Origin of the sequence: Promicromonospora sp. AC04 (assembly GCF_003058225.1) — a bacterium.
Classification (GTDB): domain Bacteria; phylum Actinomycetota; class Actinomycetes; order Actinomycetales; family Cellulomonadaceae; genus Promicromonospora.
In genome coordinates, this window is the sequence record NZ_QBUG01000001.1 from 451,126 (window position 1) to 467,645 (window position 16,520).

Annotated in this window: 14 protein-coding genes; 6 read left to right on the forward strand and 8 right to left on the reverse strand. The window is 72.4% G+C overall.

Features of this window, described 5'->3' with window-relative positions:
- Positions 1 to 11 precede the first annotated feature (11 nt).
- Genes C8K30_RS01920 through C8K30_RS01930 form a run of 3 tightly spaced genes read left to right on the forward strand, consistent with a single transcriptional unit; the run spans position 12 to position 3,275 of the window.
- Positions 12 to 887: a branched-chain amino acid ABC transporter permease gene (locus C8K30_RS01920; protein ID WP_108491187.1), complete on the forward strand. Its 876-nt coding sequence runs from the start codon at positions 12 to 14 to the stop codon at positions 885 to 887.
- Positions 887 to 2,560, forward strand: a complete 1,674-nt coding sequence (locus C8K30_RS01925; protein WP_108491188.1) for an ATP-binding cassette domain-containing protein — start codon at positions 887 to 889, stop codon at positions 2,558 to 2,560. Before C8K30_RS01920 ends, C8K30_RS01925 begins: the two co-directional genes overlap by 1 nt.
- Positions 2,561 to 2,573: 13 nt before the next feature.
- On the forward strand, positions 2,574 to 3,275 hold the full coding sequence (locus C8K30_RS01930) for an ABC transporter ATP-binding protein (RefSeq protein ID WP_369939337.1): 702 nt from the start codon (positions 2,574 to 2,576) through the stop codon (positions 3,273 to 3,275).
- Positions 3,276 to 3,353: 78 nt separating this feature from the next.
- Here C8K30_RS01930 and C8K30_RS01935 read toward each other — a convergent pair whose 3' ends face one another.
- The 5 genes from C8K30_RS01935 to C8K30_RS01955 all read right to left on the reverse strand — a co-directional run bounded on the left by C8K30_RS01935 (position 3,354) and on the right by C8K30_RS01955 (position 7,843).
- On the reverse strand, positions 3,354 to 4,421 hold the full coding sequence (locus C8K30_RS01935) for a glycoside hydrolase family 5 protein (protein WP_199230296.1): 1,068 nt from the start codon (positions 4,419 to 4,421) through the stop codon (positions 3,354 to 3,356).
- Positions 4,422 to 4,580: 159 nt separating this feature from the next.
- On the reverse strand, positions 4,581 to 5,729 hold the full coding sequence (locus C8K30_RS01940; RefSeq protein WP_108491866.1) for an NAD(P)/FAD-dependent oxidoreductase: 1,149 nt from the start codon (positions 5,727 to 5,729) through the stop codon (positions 4,581 to 4,583).
- A gap of 249 nt (positions 5,730 to 5,978) precedes the next feature.
- On the reverse strand, positions 5,979 to 6,368 hold the full coding sequence (locus tag C8K30_RS01945; RefSeq protein ID WP_108491190.1) for a hypothetical protein: 390 nt from the start codon (positions 6,366 to 6,368) through the stop codon (positions 5,979 to 5,981).
- A gap of 39 nt (positions 6,369 to 6,407) precedes the next feature.
- Positions 6,408 to 7,040, reverse strand: coding sequence for a hypothetical protein (locus C8K30_RS01950; RefSeq protein ID WP_108491191.1), 633 nt, complete (start codon positions 7,038 to 7,040; stop codon positions 6,408 to 6,410).
- 371 nt (positions 7,041 to 7,411) lie between these two features.
- On the reverse strand, positions 7,412 to 7,843 hold the full coding sequence (locus tag C8K30_RS01955; protein WP_108491192.1) for a MarR family winged helix-turn-helix transcriptional regulator: 432 nt from the start codon (positions 7,841 to 7,843) through the stop codon (positions 7,412 to 7,414).
- Positions 7,844 to 7,901: 58 nt separating this feature from the next.
- Here C8K30_RS01955 and C8K30_RS01960 point away from each other — a divergent pair, with 58 nt between their 5' ends.
- Positions 7,902 to 8,327: a nuclear transport factor 2 family protein gene (locus C8K30_RS01960; RefSeq protein ID WP_199230297.1), complete on the forward strand. Its 426-nt coding sequence runs from the start codon at positions 7,902 to 7,904 to the stop codon at positions 8,325 to 8,327.
- A gap of 18 nt (positions 8,328 to 8,345) precedes the next feature.
- Here the strand turns inward: C8K30_RS01960 and C8K30_RS01965 are convergent, their stop codons facing one another.
- Complete coding sequence (locus C8K30_RS01965; protein ID WP_108491194.1) at positions 8,346 to 10,052, reverse strand: WD40 repeat domain-containing protein; 1,707 nt, start codon at positions 10,050 to 10,052, stop codon at positions 8,346 to 8,348.
- 173 nt (positions 10,053 to 10,225) lie between these two features.
- On the opposite strand from C8K30_RS01965, the gene cofG reads away from it, so the two are divergent.
- Together cofG and C8K30_RS01980 are read left to right on the forward strand one after the other, a co-directional pair.
- The gene (cofG, locus tag C8K30_RS31130) at positions 10,226 to 12,814 is read left to right on the forward strand and encodes a 7,8-didemethyl-8-hydroxy-5-deazariboflavin synthase CofG (RefSeq protein WP_233256922.1); all 2,589 of its coding nucleotides are present in this window, start codon (positions 10,226 to 10,228) and stop codon (positions 12,812 to 12,814) included.
- 94 nt (positions 12,815 to 12,908) lie between these two features.
- Positions 12,909 to 14,357 carry an NAD(P)/FAD-dependent oxidoreductase gene (locus C8K30_RS01980; protein WP_108491867.1) on the forward strand — a complete coding sequence of 483 codons (1,449 nt, stop codon included), beginning with the start codon at positions 12,909 to 12,911 and terminating at the stop codon, positions 14,355 to 14,357.
- Between the two features lie 69 nt (positions 14,358 to 14,426).
- Here C8K30_RS01980 and C8K30_RS01985 read toward each other — a convergent pair whose 3' ends face one another.
- Entirely contained in the window at positions 14,427 to 15,128 is a 702-nt protein-coding gene (locus C8K30_RS01985) for a response regulator transcription factor (RefSeq protein WP_233256923.1), read from the reverse strand.
- Positions 15,129 to 15,136: 8 nt separating this feature from the next.
- Positions 15,137 to 16,519, reverse strand: a complete 1,383-nt coding sequence (locus C8K30_RS01990; RefSeq protein WP_108491196.1) for a sensor histidine kinase — start codon at positions 16,517 to 16,519, stop codon at positions 15,137 to 15,139.
- Position 16,520: the final 1 nt, after the last annotated feature.

Sequence of the window (16,520 nt, forward strand, 5' to 3'; positions counted from 1 at the left end):
GCCCGACCGCCATGCAGCAGCTGCTCAACGGGATCTTCATCGGCTCGATCTACGCGCTCTTCGCCGTCGGCTTCGCGCTCGTGTTCGGCATTCTCGACCGGCTGAACCTCGCCCACCCGGCGGTGTTCGCGGCGTCGGCCTTCATCGGCATCGAGCTGGTCACGGTGGGCGGGCTGCCCTTCTGGGCGGCCCTGCCCGCGGTGGCGGTCGTGGGCGCGCTGCTCGGCCTGATCGTGGAGCGGGTGGCGTTCCGGCCGCTCAAGGGGCGGCCCGACGCCCACTTCGCCGGCCTGATCTCCTCGATAGCGGTGGCGGGGATGCTGATCGCGCTGCTCCAGTGGCGGTACGGCGCCGAGACCCGGCGCTTCCCCGCCGATGCGTTCCCGGCGACCCGGTTCGACGTGCTCGGTGCCCAGGTCACGCTGCTGCAGGTGGTCATCGTGGCGGTCTGTCTCGCCCTCGTGGTGGGGCTGACCTGGCTCGTCGCCCGCAGCCGGCTCGGCCGCGGGATGCGGGCCGTCGCGGAGAACCCGACGGCGGCACGCGTGCTCGGCGTGAACGTGGACCGGGTCACCGCTACGACCTTCGCGATCTCTGCGGCGCTGGGTGCGGTGGCGGGCGCGCTGTTCGCGATGAACGTGAACTCGGCGCAGCTCACCATGGGGTCCGCCATCGAGCTCAAGGGCCTCGCGATCATCGTGGTGGGCGGCATGGGCTCGCTGCCTGGCGCGCTCGTGGGCGGGCTCCTGCTCGGGGTGGCCGAGGTGTTCGCGGTGCAGTACCTGGGCTCGGCCTGGCGCGACCTGATCGCGTTCGCCCTGCTGTTCGGGATTCTGCTGCTGCGGCCGCAGGGCCTGTTCGGCGGACGTCGGGCCCGGCAGGTCTGATGCTCACCGAGTCCACCGTCACGTTCATCGCGCTCGGCGCGATCTTCGCCTTCTCGTTCTACGCGGTGCTCTACGCCGGCCAGCTCAGCCTGGGCCAGGCCGGCTTCGCGTCGGTCGCGGCCTACACCTCCGTGCTCCTGGCACCGGACCCCGCCGTTGTCGGGGACCTCCCCGCCCTGCTGGTCGCCCTGGTCATCGGCACGACGGCGGGCGCGGCGGCCGCCATCGTGCTCGGGCTGCCGACCATGCACCTGCGGGGCGTCTTCCTCGCGATCGCCACCCTCGGGTTCGCCGAAGCCGTACGGATCTTCGCGCTCAACGCCGAGTGGACCGGGGGCGCGCAGGGCATGTCGGTGCCCAAGATCGTCACGCCCGCGATCGCCTGGATCGTGCTGGCCGTGGTCGCCTACTGGTTCTGGCGGTCCGGGCCCACCCGGTACGGCCGGGCCCTGGAGGCCATCCGCGAGGACGAGCTCGCCGCCGGCGCGATGGGCATCGACGTCGGCCGGCACCGTCTGGGGGCGTTCGGCACCGCGGGCGCTGTCGCCGGGCTCTACGGCGTCCTGTGGGCGTACACCGTGCGCCTGGTCAGTCCCGCCGACTTCGGGTTCACCGCGGCCATCGACGGCCTGGTCACCGCAATGGTGGGCGGCACCACCGTGTTCGTCGGCCCCGTGGTGGGCAGCGCGTTCCTCACCGTCATCCCCGAGGTCCAGCGCGCCCTGGGTGTCGAGGCCGGCTGGATCCGGCCGTTCGTCGCGGGCCTGCTGCTGCTCGTCGTCATCCTGTTCCTGCCCGGCGGCCTCGCCGGCTGGGTGCCCCGCCGGATCCGGGTGCCGGACATCTCCGGGGACGGCGACCTCGATGCCGACCATCCGGAGCTGCGCACGCGCGAGCACGCGCCGCGCGGCGACGTCGTCGTCCGGCTGGCCGGGCTGAGCAAGGACTACGGCGGCGTGCACGCGGTGCGCGGCGTCCACCTGGAGATCCGCAGCGGCGAGCTGCTCGGCCTGATCGGGCCCAACGGCGCGGGAAAGACGACGCTCGTGAACATGGTCAGCGGGCTCGTGGCGCCGTCGTCGGGCGAGGCCACCGTGCTCGGCGTGACCGCCGGGCGCGCCCCCGTCCATCGCGTGGCTGCCGCCGGCGTGAGCCGTACGTTCCAGCACTCCAAGCTCTTCGGCCGGCTCTCTGCGCTCGAGAACGTGCTGGTGGGCGGGCACCTGGTCATCCGGCCGACCCTGGTCCGGCGGCTGCTCTGGCTGCCCTCGGCGCGCCGCGACGAGCGCGCCGCGCTCGCGCACGCCGCCCGGTGCCTGCGCCGCGTCGGGATGCTGGACGCGGCCACGACCCGCGCCAACGCCCTCTCCTACGGCGACCAGCGGCGGCTGGAGATCGCCCGCGCGCTGGCGGCCGACCCGAGCCTGATCGTCCTGGACGAGCCCGCCGCCGGGATGAACCAGGTGGAGGCCGGCGAGCTCGCCCGGCTCATCCGATCGCTGGCCGACGACGGCCTCGCCGTGCTGCTCATCGAGCACAACGTCGGCCTGGTGCGGCAGATCTGCGACCGGGTGGTGGTGCTCGACTTCGGCGAGGTCATCGCCTCGGGCGCGCCGACGGACGTCGCCGCCGACCCCCGGGTGGTCGAGGCGTATCTCGGGACGGAGGCCTGACATGACCGAACCACTGCTCGAGGTGGAGAGTCTCTCCGTCCGCTACGGCCGGGTCGAGGCCGTGCGCGACGTGTCGTTCCAGGTATCCGAGGGGTCGCTCGTGACGCTGGTGGGGGCGAACGGCGCCGGGAAGTCGACCATCATCAACGCGGTGTCCGGCATCGTGCGCCCGCACGGCGGCCGCGTCCGGTTCCGCGGGACGGACATCACCCGCGCCCCCGCGCACCGGCTGGTCGCGCGCGGCCTGGTCCAGGTGCCGGAGGGCCGCCAGATCCTCGCCACCCTGACCGTGGCCGAGAACCTCGCCATGGGCGGCTGGCACCGCGGCCGCGCCGCGGCCCGCACGATCGACGAGATGTACCAGCGGTTCGGGGTGCTGGCCGAGCGGCGCGACCTGCCCGCGGGCACGCTCTCCGGCGGCGAGCAGCAGATGCTCGCCATCGCCCGGGCCCTGGTCGCCGAGCCGACGCTGCTGCTCCTGGACGAGCCGTCCATGGGCCTGGCGCCGCTCGTGGTGAACGAGGTGTTCGACGTCGTGACACAGATCGGGGAAGCCGGGACCACCGTCGTGCTCGTCGAGCAGAACGCCCGCCGCGCCCTGCGCGCGGCCTCCTATGGATACGTGCTGCGCACCGGCGAGGTGGTTCGCTCGGGCCCGGCCGCGGAGCTGCTGGCCGACGACGACGTGGTGCGGGCGTACCTGGGAACTGCCTAGTCCCGTCGGACGAGTGGGTGGCGACGCGGTCACCGTCTCGCGCACGAGCGAGACGGTGACCGCGTACCCGTGCGCGACCTAGAAGTCGTCCGGCGTGCGGATCTGGTCACGGATCCAGAGCCCGGCCTCCTTGAGGTTCCCGGTGCCGAAGGAGCCGCTGTCGCAGCTTCCCTCCGTGAAGACCGCTCCTGACCGGTGGTCGTCCGAGAAGTTCCAGTTCACCCAGCTGATCTTCTTCGACGCCGCGAGGTCGAGGTACCGCTGCGCCATGGCGAAGTCGTTGGCACCCTCACCCGCGTAGTTCTGGGTCCCGAACTCCGTGATGAACATGGGGATCCGGTCCGCGGCGCGGGAGAGCGCGTCCAGGTACTCCTGCCCGTGCGACGCGGCATAGAAGTGGAACGTGTACATCACGTTCGAGGCGCCGACCAGGTTGTTCACCACCTCGGACTCGTCCGAGCCGTCAGAGATGCCCAGCGAGGACCACGCCGGGGTACCCAGCAGGACGACGGCGTCGGGGTCCTTGGCGCGGATCACGGGGACGATCTGCTCGTGGTAGCTCTTGATGGCCTGCCACGACACCCCGTTGGGCTCGTTCGCGACCTCGTAGATGATGTTGTTCTTGCCGTTGTTCCGCTCGGCGACGGCGGTGAAGAACGTCTTGGCGCGCTCCAGGTTGAAGTTGGGGTCGCCCGGATCGAGCATGTGCCAGTCGACGATGGCATACAGACCACGCGCCGTGAGCTTGTCGATGTAGTCGTTCACCAGGGCGGTGAAGTGCTCCGGATCGGTCTCGTAGCCGTCTTCCTGCACGTAGGTGGAGATCCGCATGACGTCGGCACCCCAGTCGTTCGCGAGGGTGTCGAGCGAGGCGTCGGTCACGCACTGGGAGTACCACTGGGTGCCGTGCGTGCTCATGCCACGCAGCTGAACCTGCGCGCCCTGCTCGTTGCACAGACCGGTGCCGCACACGCTGAGCTGACCGTTCGCCGCGACGGGGGTGGCGGCCTCCAGCTCGGGTTCGGACGCCGGCGGCGAGGCGGTGGCGACAGCCGTGGGCGGCAGCAGGGGAACGAGAGCCGTTCCTAGCGCCAGCATCGCGGCTGTGGCAACTGCGACGATGATCGGGGCGCGGCGGGAGACCATGATGGAACCACCTCAGTTCGTCGATGAGCCGGAGCAGGTCGCGGCTACGCTGCCTCGCCTGCTGGTCCCGGAGACGCTAGCAAGATGCGCGGTCGGGTGAAATGGGGGATTTCCACACCATGAGTTGACGGAGGCCGGCCGCAATGGGGCCTCGTGTCCTCAGCGGCCGCCGGTCAGGTTCCGTGCGATCCGGCGGGCGTCCGCCGCCATCTCCAGGAACATGCCGCTGATCGGATTGGTGAAGCCCGTGAAGTACAGGCCCGGGGCCGCCGGGCGGCCGTTCGTCGCGATCGGCTTGCCGTGGGCGCCGAGCACGCCCAGGTGTCCGACCACCGGTTCCAGCGCGCGGCGGTAGCCGGTCGCGGCGAGCACGACGTCGGGGGTGAGGCGGGCGCCGTCGGCCAGGACCACCTCGGCGCCGTCGAACCGCTCGATCGAGCCGACCACCTGGACGGCACCGGCCTGGACCGCGGCGACCAGGCCGACGTCCTGCACCGGGATGGCGCCCTGGGCGACACGGGTGGCCAGGCCCACCTCAGGGATCGGCAGCCCGAGGTGGGACAGGTCCGGGAAGCTGGCCTTGCGGACGGGGACGCTTATGGCGTCGACCAGGGCGGTCGGGAGGTGGCGCACCAGCAGGCCGGTGTACTGCGCGGCCCACGGGCCCTGGTTGCGCGGCACGATGTGCGGCGCCGTCCGGACCGCGAGGCGGACGCTCGCGGCGCCGTTCTCGGCGAGGTCCTGCGCGATCTCGGCGCCCGTGTTGCCCACGCCCACGACCAGCACGTCCTGTCCCGCGTACGGGGCCGGGTTGCGGTACCGGCTCGCGTGCACGACCTGTCCGATGAACCCGTCCAGGCCGGGCCAGTCCGGCAGGTGCGGCGTGTGGTTGTAGCCGGTGGCGACGACGACGGCGTCGGCCGTGCGCGTGCCCTCGCCGGTCGTGACCGTCCAGGTGCGGCCCTCGTTCTCGCGGTTCTCGGGGCCCTCGCGGCCCTCGCGATCGAGGCGCGTGACCTCGACGCCGTGCTCGATCCGCAGGTCGTGGTGGGCGGCGTACGCCTCGAGGTAGCGGACGACGTCGTCCCGGGCGACCCAGCGGCCGAACTCACGCGGGATCGCGAGGCCGGGCAGCTTCGAGAGGCCGCGGGTGGTGTGCAGGTGGAGGCGGTCGTAGTGGTTCCGCCAGGCGTTGCCGACGTGCTCCGACTTCTCGAGGACCGTGGCATCTACACCCCTGGACTTGAGGGCGGCTGCTGCGGCCAGGCCGGCGGGTCCGGCGCCGATGACGTACACGGTGGAAGCCATGAGGTGGAGCGTAGTGGGGTCGGCGGTGAGCACCTGTCTCTTTCGCCCGGCCTCCGGAACGCTCTTTGGCCATTGGCTGCATCGCCGGGGTTACGTCATTGGACGCTCGATCCAGCCCCGCCGCGACCACCGTGTAACCCATCTCCCGCGCGCGGATCCCGTCACACCCGTAGGGTTGTTCATGAAAACCCCGGAACGATCCCTGGCTCAGCCACATCGCCGGGGTTACGCCTTTCCCAGTGCGACCGCTCAGCCCAGCGAGGACCCGAACAGCACCTCTTGCTCGCGGAACACCAGCTCACCGGCACCGGTCTCGACGATCGCTGCGAGCAGGTCGGTGGTCGCCGTCGTCTCGTGGATCTCGCCCGTCTCCCAGATCGCGGCCTGGCCGGGCTGGATCTCCCAGCGCTCGTCGGCGTCTCCGTCCACGCCCTTCGAGGTAACCACCCCGTCGCCCGCGAGAACGGCGAAGACCTGGAGCGTCGTCGCCGGATGCTCCCCCAGCGCGCCGCCCGCGACGATCCGGGCGATGTTCACCGTGGTGCGCTCGGCGTCGAACACCTGGGGCAGGAAGTCCATGTCGACGCCGTGGCTGCCGAACCAAGAGATCTCCCGGGCGGGGAGCTGGATGATCCGCATCAGAAGATTCTCCTGGATATCCGGCGCCAAACGCCACGCTCAGCGCGGCTTACGAGCAATGACCTCGCGCAGCGAGCACACGGCTGCCATCCATGCGGCGGCATCAGGTGAAACCCAGCGCATGAGCCCCTCGGCAGCCGTCATGTCCTTGTTCAGATCCCTGCGATGAATCGGCTCATGATGAGCGGCGCGATTCCGCACGAATTGAAGCTGCTGCATCTGGAGAGCAACCTGCCCACGGCGGAGGCGGAGGTCTTTCGGCCCATCTGAGAAAGCCCGGTGGACAGCCGGAACCCAGAGGGAAGTGTGATACCTCGACTCGACAAGGTAACGCCAGAATCCGAGAGACAGCTCAGCGATCACCTTGCCGTGGATCTCCCGGTTGCGTCCATGCTGCGTTGCCCGGCTCCGAGCGTTCTCCAGGTCCCGGCGCCCCTTCGGATCAAGCGGAGCCTGGTCGAACCAACTCGCACCCACCCCGTGGACCCGTTCAGCCCAGGCGGTGAGTTCACGATCGATTGCATTGCGAACCACGACCTCAACCACCGACGACAACCCGATGACACTGGCCGACGCCTCGATGTTCCACCCGTATCGGGCGAAGGCGAGTTCCAGGTCCCCGTGCACCGCGCTCAGGTACGAGCCCATCCGCTCCCGCGTCACCAGGTCCATGACAACCCTGTAGTCCCACGCCCGTACCGATCCCGTCGTTGCGCTTGACAAGCACACCAGCTCCCGTAAATTTGACCCTGAAGACCCCGGAACGATCCCTAGCCCTTGGGCTAAATCGCCGGGGTTACGTCTTTCCCGGGGTTGGGTCGTGAATCCGTTGGTGCTGCTCACCAAGGGGTGCAGCACCTCCAGGCTAGCCACGGCTTCACGCATCCGCGCGGCAGAAACCGACCCTGTGGGCTCAGCAACCCATGAGCGCCCGCAAGGACCTGCAACGTTGCATATGAGCAACGAACATTGGCCATTTTCGGCCTCTGACTTGCCGCTCGCGCGGGCTAAGGGCGGGCCGGGTTCGACAGGCTGCCGCCAGGTCAGGCCCCTTCAGCAATCCGTTCGAGGGCATCGACGAAGGCGTCGAACTGCCCTTCGGGGACCAGGCCGGACAAGTGCTTGCGTACGGCTTCCGCATGGACGGGACGCGCGGCATCGATGGCAGCACGCCCGGCGTCCGTGATGGTGACCACCATGCCCCCGCCCGCCGACGAACGAGATACCTGCCCGCGCTGCTCCATGCGGGAGAGCTGGTGGGACAGCCGACTGCGGTGCCAGTCCATGGATGCAGCGAGCTCGTTCTGCCGCAGGGTTCCCTCGCCGAGGTGTACGAGCCGACTGAGCACGCCGAAGTCGGAAGCGGACAGCCCCGTGGCGGCACCGACGTCGTCGGCAATGCGGCGCCGGGACACCTCGGAGGCACTTGTCCAGGCGCGCCAGAGGCGGATCTCGTCGCTGGTCAGCTCGGTCATCAGGTTTCGCACACTACCAACCGTTGACATGACAACAGACTGAGCGGAGGGTGTTGACATGACAACACGAGCGACCGGCATGACCGCCCTCACCGTTGACGACCGTCTGGCGATCCACGAGCTGCTTGCGATGCACGGGCACCTGGTCGACGCCGGCGAGCTGGACCGGCTCGACGAGGTACTCACCGCCAACTCGGTCTACGACGTGTCCGACCTCGGCTCGGAGCCGCTGCACGGGATCACGGCCGTCCGCGAGGCGGCGCGGGCCCTCGGCCCGGGCAACCCCGTGGGGCACCACGTCACGAACGTCGTGCTCACGGCGGTCGACGACGCGACGGTGCACGCCCGCTCGAAGGGGATCGGCGTCAACGCCGATGGCACGACCGGCAGCGTGACCTACGAAGACACGGTCACGCGGGGCGTGGACGGCTGGCGGATCAGCTACCGCAAGGTGCTCGCGCGGCGGGAGCCACTGGGCGGGTGACGGAGCTCCCGGCCTGACTCACCCGGTCAGCTCCCTGACCGCGGTCCGCAGCACCCCCACGTCCGGAGACAGGGTTCGGGCCTTGGCCAGAACGGTCTGCGCATCCGGCCAGATGTCGAACCGGCCCCAGCTCAACGGCCAGGCGAAGCGCCGATCGACGACCCAGGCAAGGTGCGCCTCGACGTCGGCGCGACGCTCGGGCGGGGCGATCGCCATGTCCGGCTCGACGGGCAGGCACCAGGTCTCCCGGTCGAGCGCGACGATGCTGCCATCGAACTGGTTGTAGACGAAGTCTTCGTGGATCGGCAGCTCGGCGTCCGCCTCCCGCAGGAAGTCGTAGTCGCCCACCGTCTCGCCGGTGTCGGCTCGCCAGAAGCGCAGGGTTTCCTTTCCCGTCGCGACAACCACGTCGCCGGCGCCCCACAGCACACCCAGCGTTCCGGCCGGGGCAGCCAGCGAGCGCTGCCGCTGCGGCACGCCGTCGCCCAGCGACCAGATCTCGATGTCCCCCGACTCCGTCAGCACGGCGCCCCGGTCGCCGGACGGCGCCCAGGCCCAGGTCGCGAAGTCCGAGACGTCGGGAGTCCTTGCGGGGGTGACCGCGACCCGGTAGGTGAGCTGCCCGCCGTCGAAGATCTCGACACCGGGCTCGGCCGCTCTCGTGCACCGCACTGCCGCGAACCGGGCGGCCGAACCGCGCAGGGCCGAGTGCAGGGACATGTTGAAGCGTGACCCGACGTCGGGCACAGGCTCGCTGATCAGGCGGCCGTCGGTCGCGTCGCGGAACTGCAGCAGGCCCTCGTCAAGGTGCGCCACGAAGCGCTGGTCGGGGCTCCACGCGGCCAGCCAGTCGATCCGGGCGATCCAGAGCGGGTCACCCGTCGCGACGTCGACGACGGCCACCTCGGACCGGTTGGTGAGGTACAGCCGGGTTCCATCGGCGGACCAGGTGGGCGATCGGTCGATCACGAGCTCTGCGCCGACTGCCTCCTGGATCTCCGGCGGCAGGGGGCCCTTGGCCAGGGGCCCCGGCTCGGGCTCGTCGTAGCGCCAGTAGAGGACGCCGCTGTCCAGCGGCGGGATGCATCCCTGCACGCCGGGAGCGCCAGTCCCACCCGATGCGACGTAGGCGCTGCGGCCGTCGGGGTGCAGCGCCCACGCCGGCGGGCTGTCGGCGCCGTCGGTCACCTGGGCCTCGGCCCGTGGTTCCGACGCCTCGAACGAGTGCCGATCCGAGGACCCGCGGAACGGGTCCCAGACCCCCACCGCGTTGGTCCGGAACGCCATGCCCAGGTGCAGGCCGTCGGCAGACCACTGCACCGCCCGTGCGACGCCCCACATGCCTACGCCGCCGTCGACCCACGGCAGGGCGTTGACGCAGCGCCCGGTCGCGACCTCCCAGATCTGCACGATGCCGCGCTCGCCCGCACCCCATTCGGCGGTGGCCAGGTGGCTGCCGGACGGGCTCAGCCCGAATGCGGTGATCTCCGAACGGTGCACGGCGGGATGACTCAGCGTCGTGCCACGAGCGCGGACGCCGTCCGTGGCGAGCCGGTGCGCCGGGGTGACGCCGTGGTCCTGTTCGAGCGTGGTCAGCCGATCCCGCAGTGCGGGCAGGTCCCGTTCGGGGACGAAGGAGGTCCAGTCCGCTTCGGTCAGGAGGGACTCCAGCGTGGCGGCGTCGGCCACGGCGAGCACCGCGGGATCGATGAAGGTCGGGTTCATGGCGGCGAGGCTACTGGCGAGCACTGACACTGCCACGCCTGGGTGCTGCACGCGGCCGCCCCCGGCGACGCGTGGCCTGTGGATAACGTCGATGGCGGCACCGCACGATGACATAGTGTCGGCCCGTCCCCTCCGGACCATCCCGATCCGGTTCCTGCACCCGAGGTGGGCTCATGACAGTTCCCCTGACCCTGCGCATGCCTTCGCGCGACGCCGACCAGCCGCCGGCCCCGGACCGTCCTGTCCTGGAGGCTGCCCTCGACCGGCTGGAGGAGGGCGGCGGCAGCGTGCCCGACCGGGCGGATGCCGAGGTGCTGCTGCACGCTCGCGGCGCCGACCTGAACCGGCTCCTCGCCGTGGCGGGCGCAATGCGCGACGTCGGCCTGGCGGAGGCGGGCCGGCCCGGCGTCATCACGTACTCGCGCAAGGTGTTCGTCCCGCTGACGCACCTGTGCCAGGACCGGTGCCACTACTGCATCTTCGTCCAGACGCCGGGCAAGCTCGCCAAGGCCGGCATCTCGCCGTACATGGAGGCCGAGGAAGTGCTGGAGGTGGCGCGGCAGGGTGCGGCGCTGGGCTGCAAGGAGGCCCTGCTCACCCTCGGCGACCGCCCGGAGAACCGCTGGCCGGTCGCCCGCCAGTGGCTCGACGACCACGGCTACGCCTCGACGCTCGACTACGTGGGGCACATGGCCCGCCTGATCCTCGACGAGACGGGGCTGCTCCCCCACCTCAACCCCGGCGTGATGTCGTGGGCGGAGCTCCAGCGGCTCAAGCCCGTCGGCCCGTCGATGGGCATGATGCTGGAGACCACCTCGGAGCGGTTGTGGACCGAGAAGGGCCAGGCGCACTTCGGCTCCCCCGACAAGGACCCGGCCCTGCGGCTGCGCGTGATCGACGACGCCGGCCGCTCCCGTATCCCCTTCACCACCGGCGTGCTGCTCGGCATCGGCGAGAACTACGCCGAGCGTGTGGACTCGATCCTGGCGCTGCGCGACGCGCACGCCCGGGACGGGCACATCCAAGAGGTGATCGTGCAGAACTTCCGCGCCAAGTCGGCCACGGCGATGATGGGCGCCGAGGACCTGGAGACCCAGGAGTACGCGGCCGCCGTCGCCGTGACCCGCGTGCTGCTCGGCCCGCGGATGCGGGTGCAGGCGCCGCCCAACCTGACCGACGCCGCTGAGCTCCAGCTCCTGGTCCGCGCCGGCATCGACGACTGGGGCGGCGTCAGCCCGCTCACCCCGGACCACGTCAACCCCGAGCGGCCCTGGCCGCACATCGAGGACCTGGCCCGGCTCACCGCCGAGGGCGGGTACACGCTGCGCGAGCGCCTCACCGCGCACCCGCACTACCTGCGCGAGGCGCGCGATGGGGCGGAGTGGCTCGACGACCGGCTGCGCGAGCGGGTCCTGGCCCTCGCGGACGACTACGGCCTGGCCCGCCACGACGCGCTCCTGGGCGAGTTCCCGGCCTCGGGTCCGAGCCCCGTCTCCGCCGTCGCCTCGTCCCGGGGCCCCACCTCCACCGTCGGCTCGTCCCGGGGCCCCGCCTCCACCGTCGGCTCGGTCCGTGGCCCCGCCTTAGGCCCCGGGCCGACGGCGGCCGTACGCCCAGGTCCGGAGCCGACGGCGGACGGGGCCACCCCGGTGCGCCACGACCCGGCCGGCCCGGTGCACGCGGGTCGCGCGACGTCGTCGGGCAGCCCGGTGCACCCGGGCCGCGCGACGTCGTCGGGCAGGCTGGCGGGGCTGCTCGCCGATGCCGACGCCGACCCCGCGGGCCTCGACGACGCCGCCTGGGTCGAGCTGCTGGGCGCGGACGGCGCCGACCTCGAAGAGCTCGCGGCGCTCGCAAACCAGGTCCGCCACGAGCGGACCGGCGACCCGGTGACGTACGCGGTGAACCGGAACATCGACGCGTCGCTGGGCCTGCGGCCCGAGCAGGTGGCCGAGCTGGCGGCGGAGGCCGCCGCGCTGGGCGCGACCGAGGTGTGCGCGCAGGGGGCGCCGCCTGCGGCGTCCGGCGCCGACGGCTATCTCGACCTGGCCCGCGCGGTGAAGCGGGGCGGGCCGGGTCTGCACCTGCACGCGTTCCGCCCCGCCGAGCTGGCCGACGGCGCAGCCCGCGCGGGCCTGCCCCTGGCGGACTGGCTGGTGGAGCTGCGCGAGGCCGGCGTCGACACGGTGCCGGGCACGGGCGCGCGGATCCTGGACGACCGGATCAGGGCAAGGCTCACCGGCGGGACGGATGTCCCCGCCGAGCGCTGGGTCGAGCTCGTCACCGCAGCCCATACCGCGGGCCTGCGGTCCACCGCGACGATCGTGTACGGGCACGTCGAGTCGGCGCGCGACCAGGTGCGGCACCTGCGGGCGCTGGCCGGTGTGCAGGAGGCGACCGGCGGGTTCACGGAGCTGATCCCGATGCCGTGGCTGCCGTCGGAGTCGCCGGTACTGGTGCCCGGCGCGCGCGTGACGACCCTGCGCGAGAGCCGCGCCCTGCACGCGGTGGCGCGGCTGATGCTCGCCGGGCGGATCGACCACGTGCAGGCCGCGTGGACCAAGCTCGGAATGCGCGGGGCGCAGCTTGTGCTCGCGGGCGGCGCCGACGACCTGGGCGGCGTGCTGCTCGACGGCGTCCTGGACCCGAACGCCGGGCCCGAACAGGGACGAGAGCTGTCCGTGGCGGACGTGACGCGGCTCGCCGCCGAGCTGGGCCGGCCGGTGCGGCAGCGCACGACTACATACGAGCAGGTGGGGTGAGGGACGCGCAGCCCGGCACGTTGGCGCAGCCGGCGCAGCCGCATGCCCCGGCAACGCCGCAGACCCCGACGTGGCCACGGACATGAACCCGAACATGAACACCGACGTAGACGTAGCGGTAGTGGGCGCGGGCCTCGCCGGGATAGGGCTCGGCGCCCGGCTGCGGCGCGCCGGGCGCACCGGCTTCAAGATCCTGGAGCGGGCCGACGACGTCGGCGGCACCTGGCGCGACAACGTCTACCCGGGCGTGGCGTGCGACATCCCGAGCGCCCTGTACTCGTACTCGTTCCTGCCGCAGCCCGCCTGGTCACGGGTGTTCGCGCCGGGCGCCGAGATCCACCAGTACGTCCGGGATGTCGCGCGGTCCGAGGGGCTGGCCCCGCACCTGCGATTCGGCACCGAGCTCACCGGCGCGCGATGGAACGAGAACGAGGCCGCGTGGCACCTGACGACGTCCCGCGGGCCGCTGACCTCGCGGGTGCTGGTCACCGCCGTCGGCCGGCTCAGCGAGCCCCGCGTGCCCGAGATACCGGGGCTCGGCACGTTCCCGGGCCGCGTGTTCCACTCCGTGCGATGGGACCGGGACCTGCCCGCGGGCCTGCGGGTCGGCGTGGTCGGGACCGGCGCGAGCGCCGTCCAGCTCGTGCCGGAGGTGGCCCGGCGGGCGGCGTCCGTCGTCGTGCTGCAGCGCACGCCGCCGTGGGTGCTGCCACGCGGCGACCGGGCCTACGCGCCCGGCGAGGCCCAGCCCGACCGCGCCGCGCTCGCGGAGGAGGCGGACCGGCTGTTCGACGCGCGGGTGGCCGGCACGGCCGCGGAGGCCGCGCTGCGGGAGCGCGCGGAGGCTCACCTGCGAGCCCAGGTGCCGGACCCGGCGCTGCGGGCGGTGCTCACCCCGGACTACGCGGTGGGCTGCAAGCGTGCGCTGTTCAGCGACGACTGGTACCCGACGCTGCAGCAGCCGCACGTCACGCTCGAGCCGAGCGCCCCGGTCGCTGTCGAGGGATCGGTGCTGGTCGCGGCGTCGGGCGCCCGGTACGAGGTGGACGTGCTGGTGCTGGCCACGGGGTTCGAGACCACCCGCCCGCCGTTCGCCCACCTCGTGACGGGCCGCGGCGGGCAGACGCTCGCCGAGCACTGGGCCGACGGCATGACCAGCCACGCCTCCACGGTCGTGCACGGCTTCCCGAACCTGTTCGTGCTGGACGGCCCCAACGCCGGTCTCGGCCATCACTCGGCCCTTGAGGTGATCGAGGCGCAGGTCGGCTACGTGCTCGGCGCGCTCGACCACCTCGACGCGGACGGCGGGCCCCTGGAGGTGTCCGCGGAGGCGGAGGCCGCGTACACGCGGGAGGTGGACCGGCGCGCGGCGGGGACGGTGTGGCTGCGCGGCGGGTGCCGGAGCTGGTACGTGGACGAACGCTCGGGCCGCCTCACGCTCCTGTGGCCCGGGCGGGCGGCGGAGTACCGCGAGCGCTTCGCCGTCTTCGACCCCACCCCGTTCGCCCCGGACGACTGCGCCGTGGGCGCCCCGCGAAGATGACCATGCGCCTGCTACCGGGGAAGCACCCCATCGTGGCAGCAGGCGCATGGTCATCGTGGGACGACGACGTCAGCCCGGGGCCAGGCCGTTCTGGTAGGCCCACACCACCGTCTGCAGGCGGTCGCGGGTGCCCACCTTGGCCATCGCGCGGCCGAGGTGGGACTTCACCGTGCTCGTCTCGACGACGAGCTCCTGCGCGATCTCGGCGTTCGACAGCCCGCGGGCCAGCTGCCGCACGATCTCGGCCTCGCGGGCCGTGAGCTGCGCCGCGGCGTCCGACGTCGGCCGGGGCGGGGCCTTGCGGCGGGCGAACTCGGTGATCACCCGGTGGGTGACCGCCTGGTCGATGAGGCCGTGCCCGTCGGCGAGCCGGCGGACGGCGTCGATCAGCTCCTCGGGCTCGCAGTCCTTGAGGATGAACCCGCCGGCGCCCGCCTCCAGCGCCCCGAACACGTACTCGTCGAGGTCGAAGGTGGTCACGACCAGCACCACCGGCGTCGTCCCACCGGACGCACCAGAACCACCCGGCCCACCCGAGTCGCTCGAGACGCCCGAGACGCCCGAGACGCCCGAGACGATCTCCCGCGTCGCGGCGAGGCCGTCGCCGCCCGGCATGCACACGTCCATGCAGACGACGTCGGGGCTGTGCCGGCGGGCGAGCTCGACCGCCGCCGGTCCGTTCGAGGCTTCCGCGACCACCTCGATGTCGTCGGCCTGTTCGAGGAGGAACCGGAATCCGGCCCGGACCACCGCCTGGTCGTCGACGAGCATGACCCTGATCAATCCTGTCCCCCCTCGGCGAGTGCGGCTCCCCGTTCGGCGGGCACCGCGGGTGCCCCCGCTGCCGACACGGTACCCGCGGGCTCGTGGTGGAGCGGGAGCGTGAGCAGCACCCGCCACCCGCCGGACGGCGGGGCACCGGTGGTGAGCGTCGCGCCCACCAGGTGCGCCCGCTCGCCCATCCCGATCAGGCCCATGCCCTGCCGCGCCGGCCCTCGCGCCGAACCGGCAGCGGCGCCGACGGCGGCCACGTTGACCACTTCCAGCGCGACCTCCCGCTCCCCGAACCGCACCGCCATCCGCACCGGCGCCCCGGGCGCGTGCTGGCGGGCGTTCGAGAGCGACTCCTGGGCCACCCGGTAGAACGCGGCGTCGGCGATGGGGGCGAGCTGTCGCGGCCGGCCCTCGCGGACCAGGTCCACCGAGTCGCCGAGGGTGCGCGCCGTCCGGACCAGCTCGTCGAGCGCGCCGAGCCCGGGCGGCGGCGCGTCGTGCGCGTCCTCGCCGAACCCGGAGCCCGGACGTTCCCGGAGCACGCCGACGATCAGGCGGAGGCTGTCGAGGGTCTCCTTGCCCTGCCCCCGGATCCACGCGGTGCCCTTCTTGGCGGCCTCCGGGTCGCTGTCGATCTGCCGCTCGACGGCGGCGGCCTGCACGACCAGGCCGGACAGGTGGTGCGCCGCGACGTCGTGCAGCTCGCGCGCCATGCGCGACCGTTCGGCGAAGATCGCCGCCTGCGTGGTCGCCTGCTGCGTCCGGACCAGCTCCGCCGCCCGGAGGCGAACCAGCTCGAGGTAGCTGCGGCGGGTCGCCACCGCCCCGCCGACGAGCGCGCTGACCAGGTACAGCACGATGCCCGCGGCCAGGTGGGTGAGCACCGGCAGCAGCAGTCGGCCGCCGGAGACGAGGGCGACCACCCCCGCCACGAGCGCCCCGACCGGCACCGCCACGCCAGTGATCGCCAGGGCCCGGCGGGCCGGCAGCAGCGTGCCGACGGTGTAGGCGGCGATGATCACCGGTACGCCGCCCACCGACAGATCCGGCGGAGACGCCGCGACGACGACCACCTGGCAGGCGACGACGAGGCCCAGGCAGAGCACCGGGCGGACCCGGCGCAGCACGAGCGGCAGCGTCTGCGCGCACGCGGCGACCGTGATCACCACTGCCTGCGCCGGGCTGACGACCAGCCCCTCCGCCTCCAGCACGAACTGGAACAGCACCAGCAGCAGGCCGAGCGTCAGGAGCAGCACGAACGCCGCCAGGAGGCCGTCGCGCGCCAGGACGCTGGTCAGGCCGAGCCGGTCGAGCAGCGCGTCCAGCCGGCTGACCCGCTGCGGGATGGGGGCGTCGTCGAACACCGTGGAGCCGTCCGTCGTGGCCATC

What these genes read in the sequence shown, in the direction of transcription:
- C8K30_RS01920 (WP_108491187.1), top strand. Translation starts at nt 12, where the DNA reads ATGCAGCAGCTGCTCAACGGGATCTTCATCGGCTCGATCTACGCGCTC.
- C8K30_RS01925 (WP_108491188.1), top strand. Translation starts at nt 887, where the DNA reads ATGCTCACCGAGTCCACCGTCACGTTCATCGCGCTCGGCGCGATCTTC.
- C8K30_RS01935 (WP_199230296.1), bottom strand. Translation starts at nt 4,421, where the DNA reads ATGGTCTCCCGCCGCGCCCCGATCATCGTCGCAGTTGCCACAGCCGCG.
- C8K30_RS01940 (WP_108491866.1), bottom strand. Translation starts at nt 5,729, where the DNA reads ATGGCTTCCACCGTGTACGTCATCGGCGCCGGACCCGCCGGCCTGGCC.
- C8K30_RS01945 (WP_108491190.1), bottom strand. Translation starts at nt 6,368, where the DNA reads ATGCGGATCATCCAGCTCCCCGCCCGGGAGATCTCTTGGTTCGGCAGC.
- C8K30_RS01950 (WP_108491191.1), bottom strand. Translation starts at nt 7,040, where the DNA reads ATGGACCTGGTGACGCGGGAGCGGATGGGCTCGTACCTGAGCGCGGTG.
- C8K30_RS01955 (WP_108491192.1), bottom strand. Translation starts at nt 7,843, where the DNA reads ATGACCGAGCTGACCAGCGACGAGATCCGCCTCTGGCGCGCCTGGACA.
- C8K30_RS01960 (WP_199230297.1), top strand. Translation starts at nt 7,902, where the DNA reads ATGACAACACGAGCGACCGGCATGACCGCCCTCACCGTTGACGACCGT.
- C8K30_RS01965 (WP_108491194.1), bottom strand. Translation starts at nt 10,052, where the DNA reads ATGAACCCGACCTTCATCGATCCCGCGGTGCTCGCCGTGGCCGACGCC.
- cofG (WP_233256922.1), top strand. Translation starts at nt 10,226, where the DNA reads ATGACAGTTCCCCTGACCCTGCGCATGCCTTCGCGCGACGCCGACCAG.
- C8K30_RS01980 (WP_108491867.1), top strand. Translation starts at nt 12,909, where the DNA reads ATGAACACCGACGTAGACGTAGCGGTAGTGGGCGCGGGCCTCGCCGGG.
- C8K30_RS01985 (WP_233256923.1), bottom strand. Translation starts at nt 15,128, where the DNA reads ATGCTCGTCGACGACCAGGCGGTGGTCCGGGCCGGATTCCGGTTCCTC.
- C8K30_RS01990 (WP_108491196.1), bottom strand. Translation starts at nt 16,519, where the DNA reads ATGGCCACGACGGACGGCTCCACGGTGTTCGACGACGCCCCCATCCCG.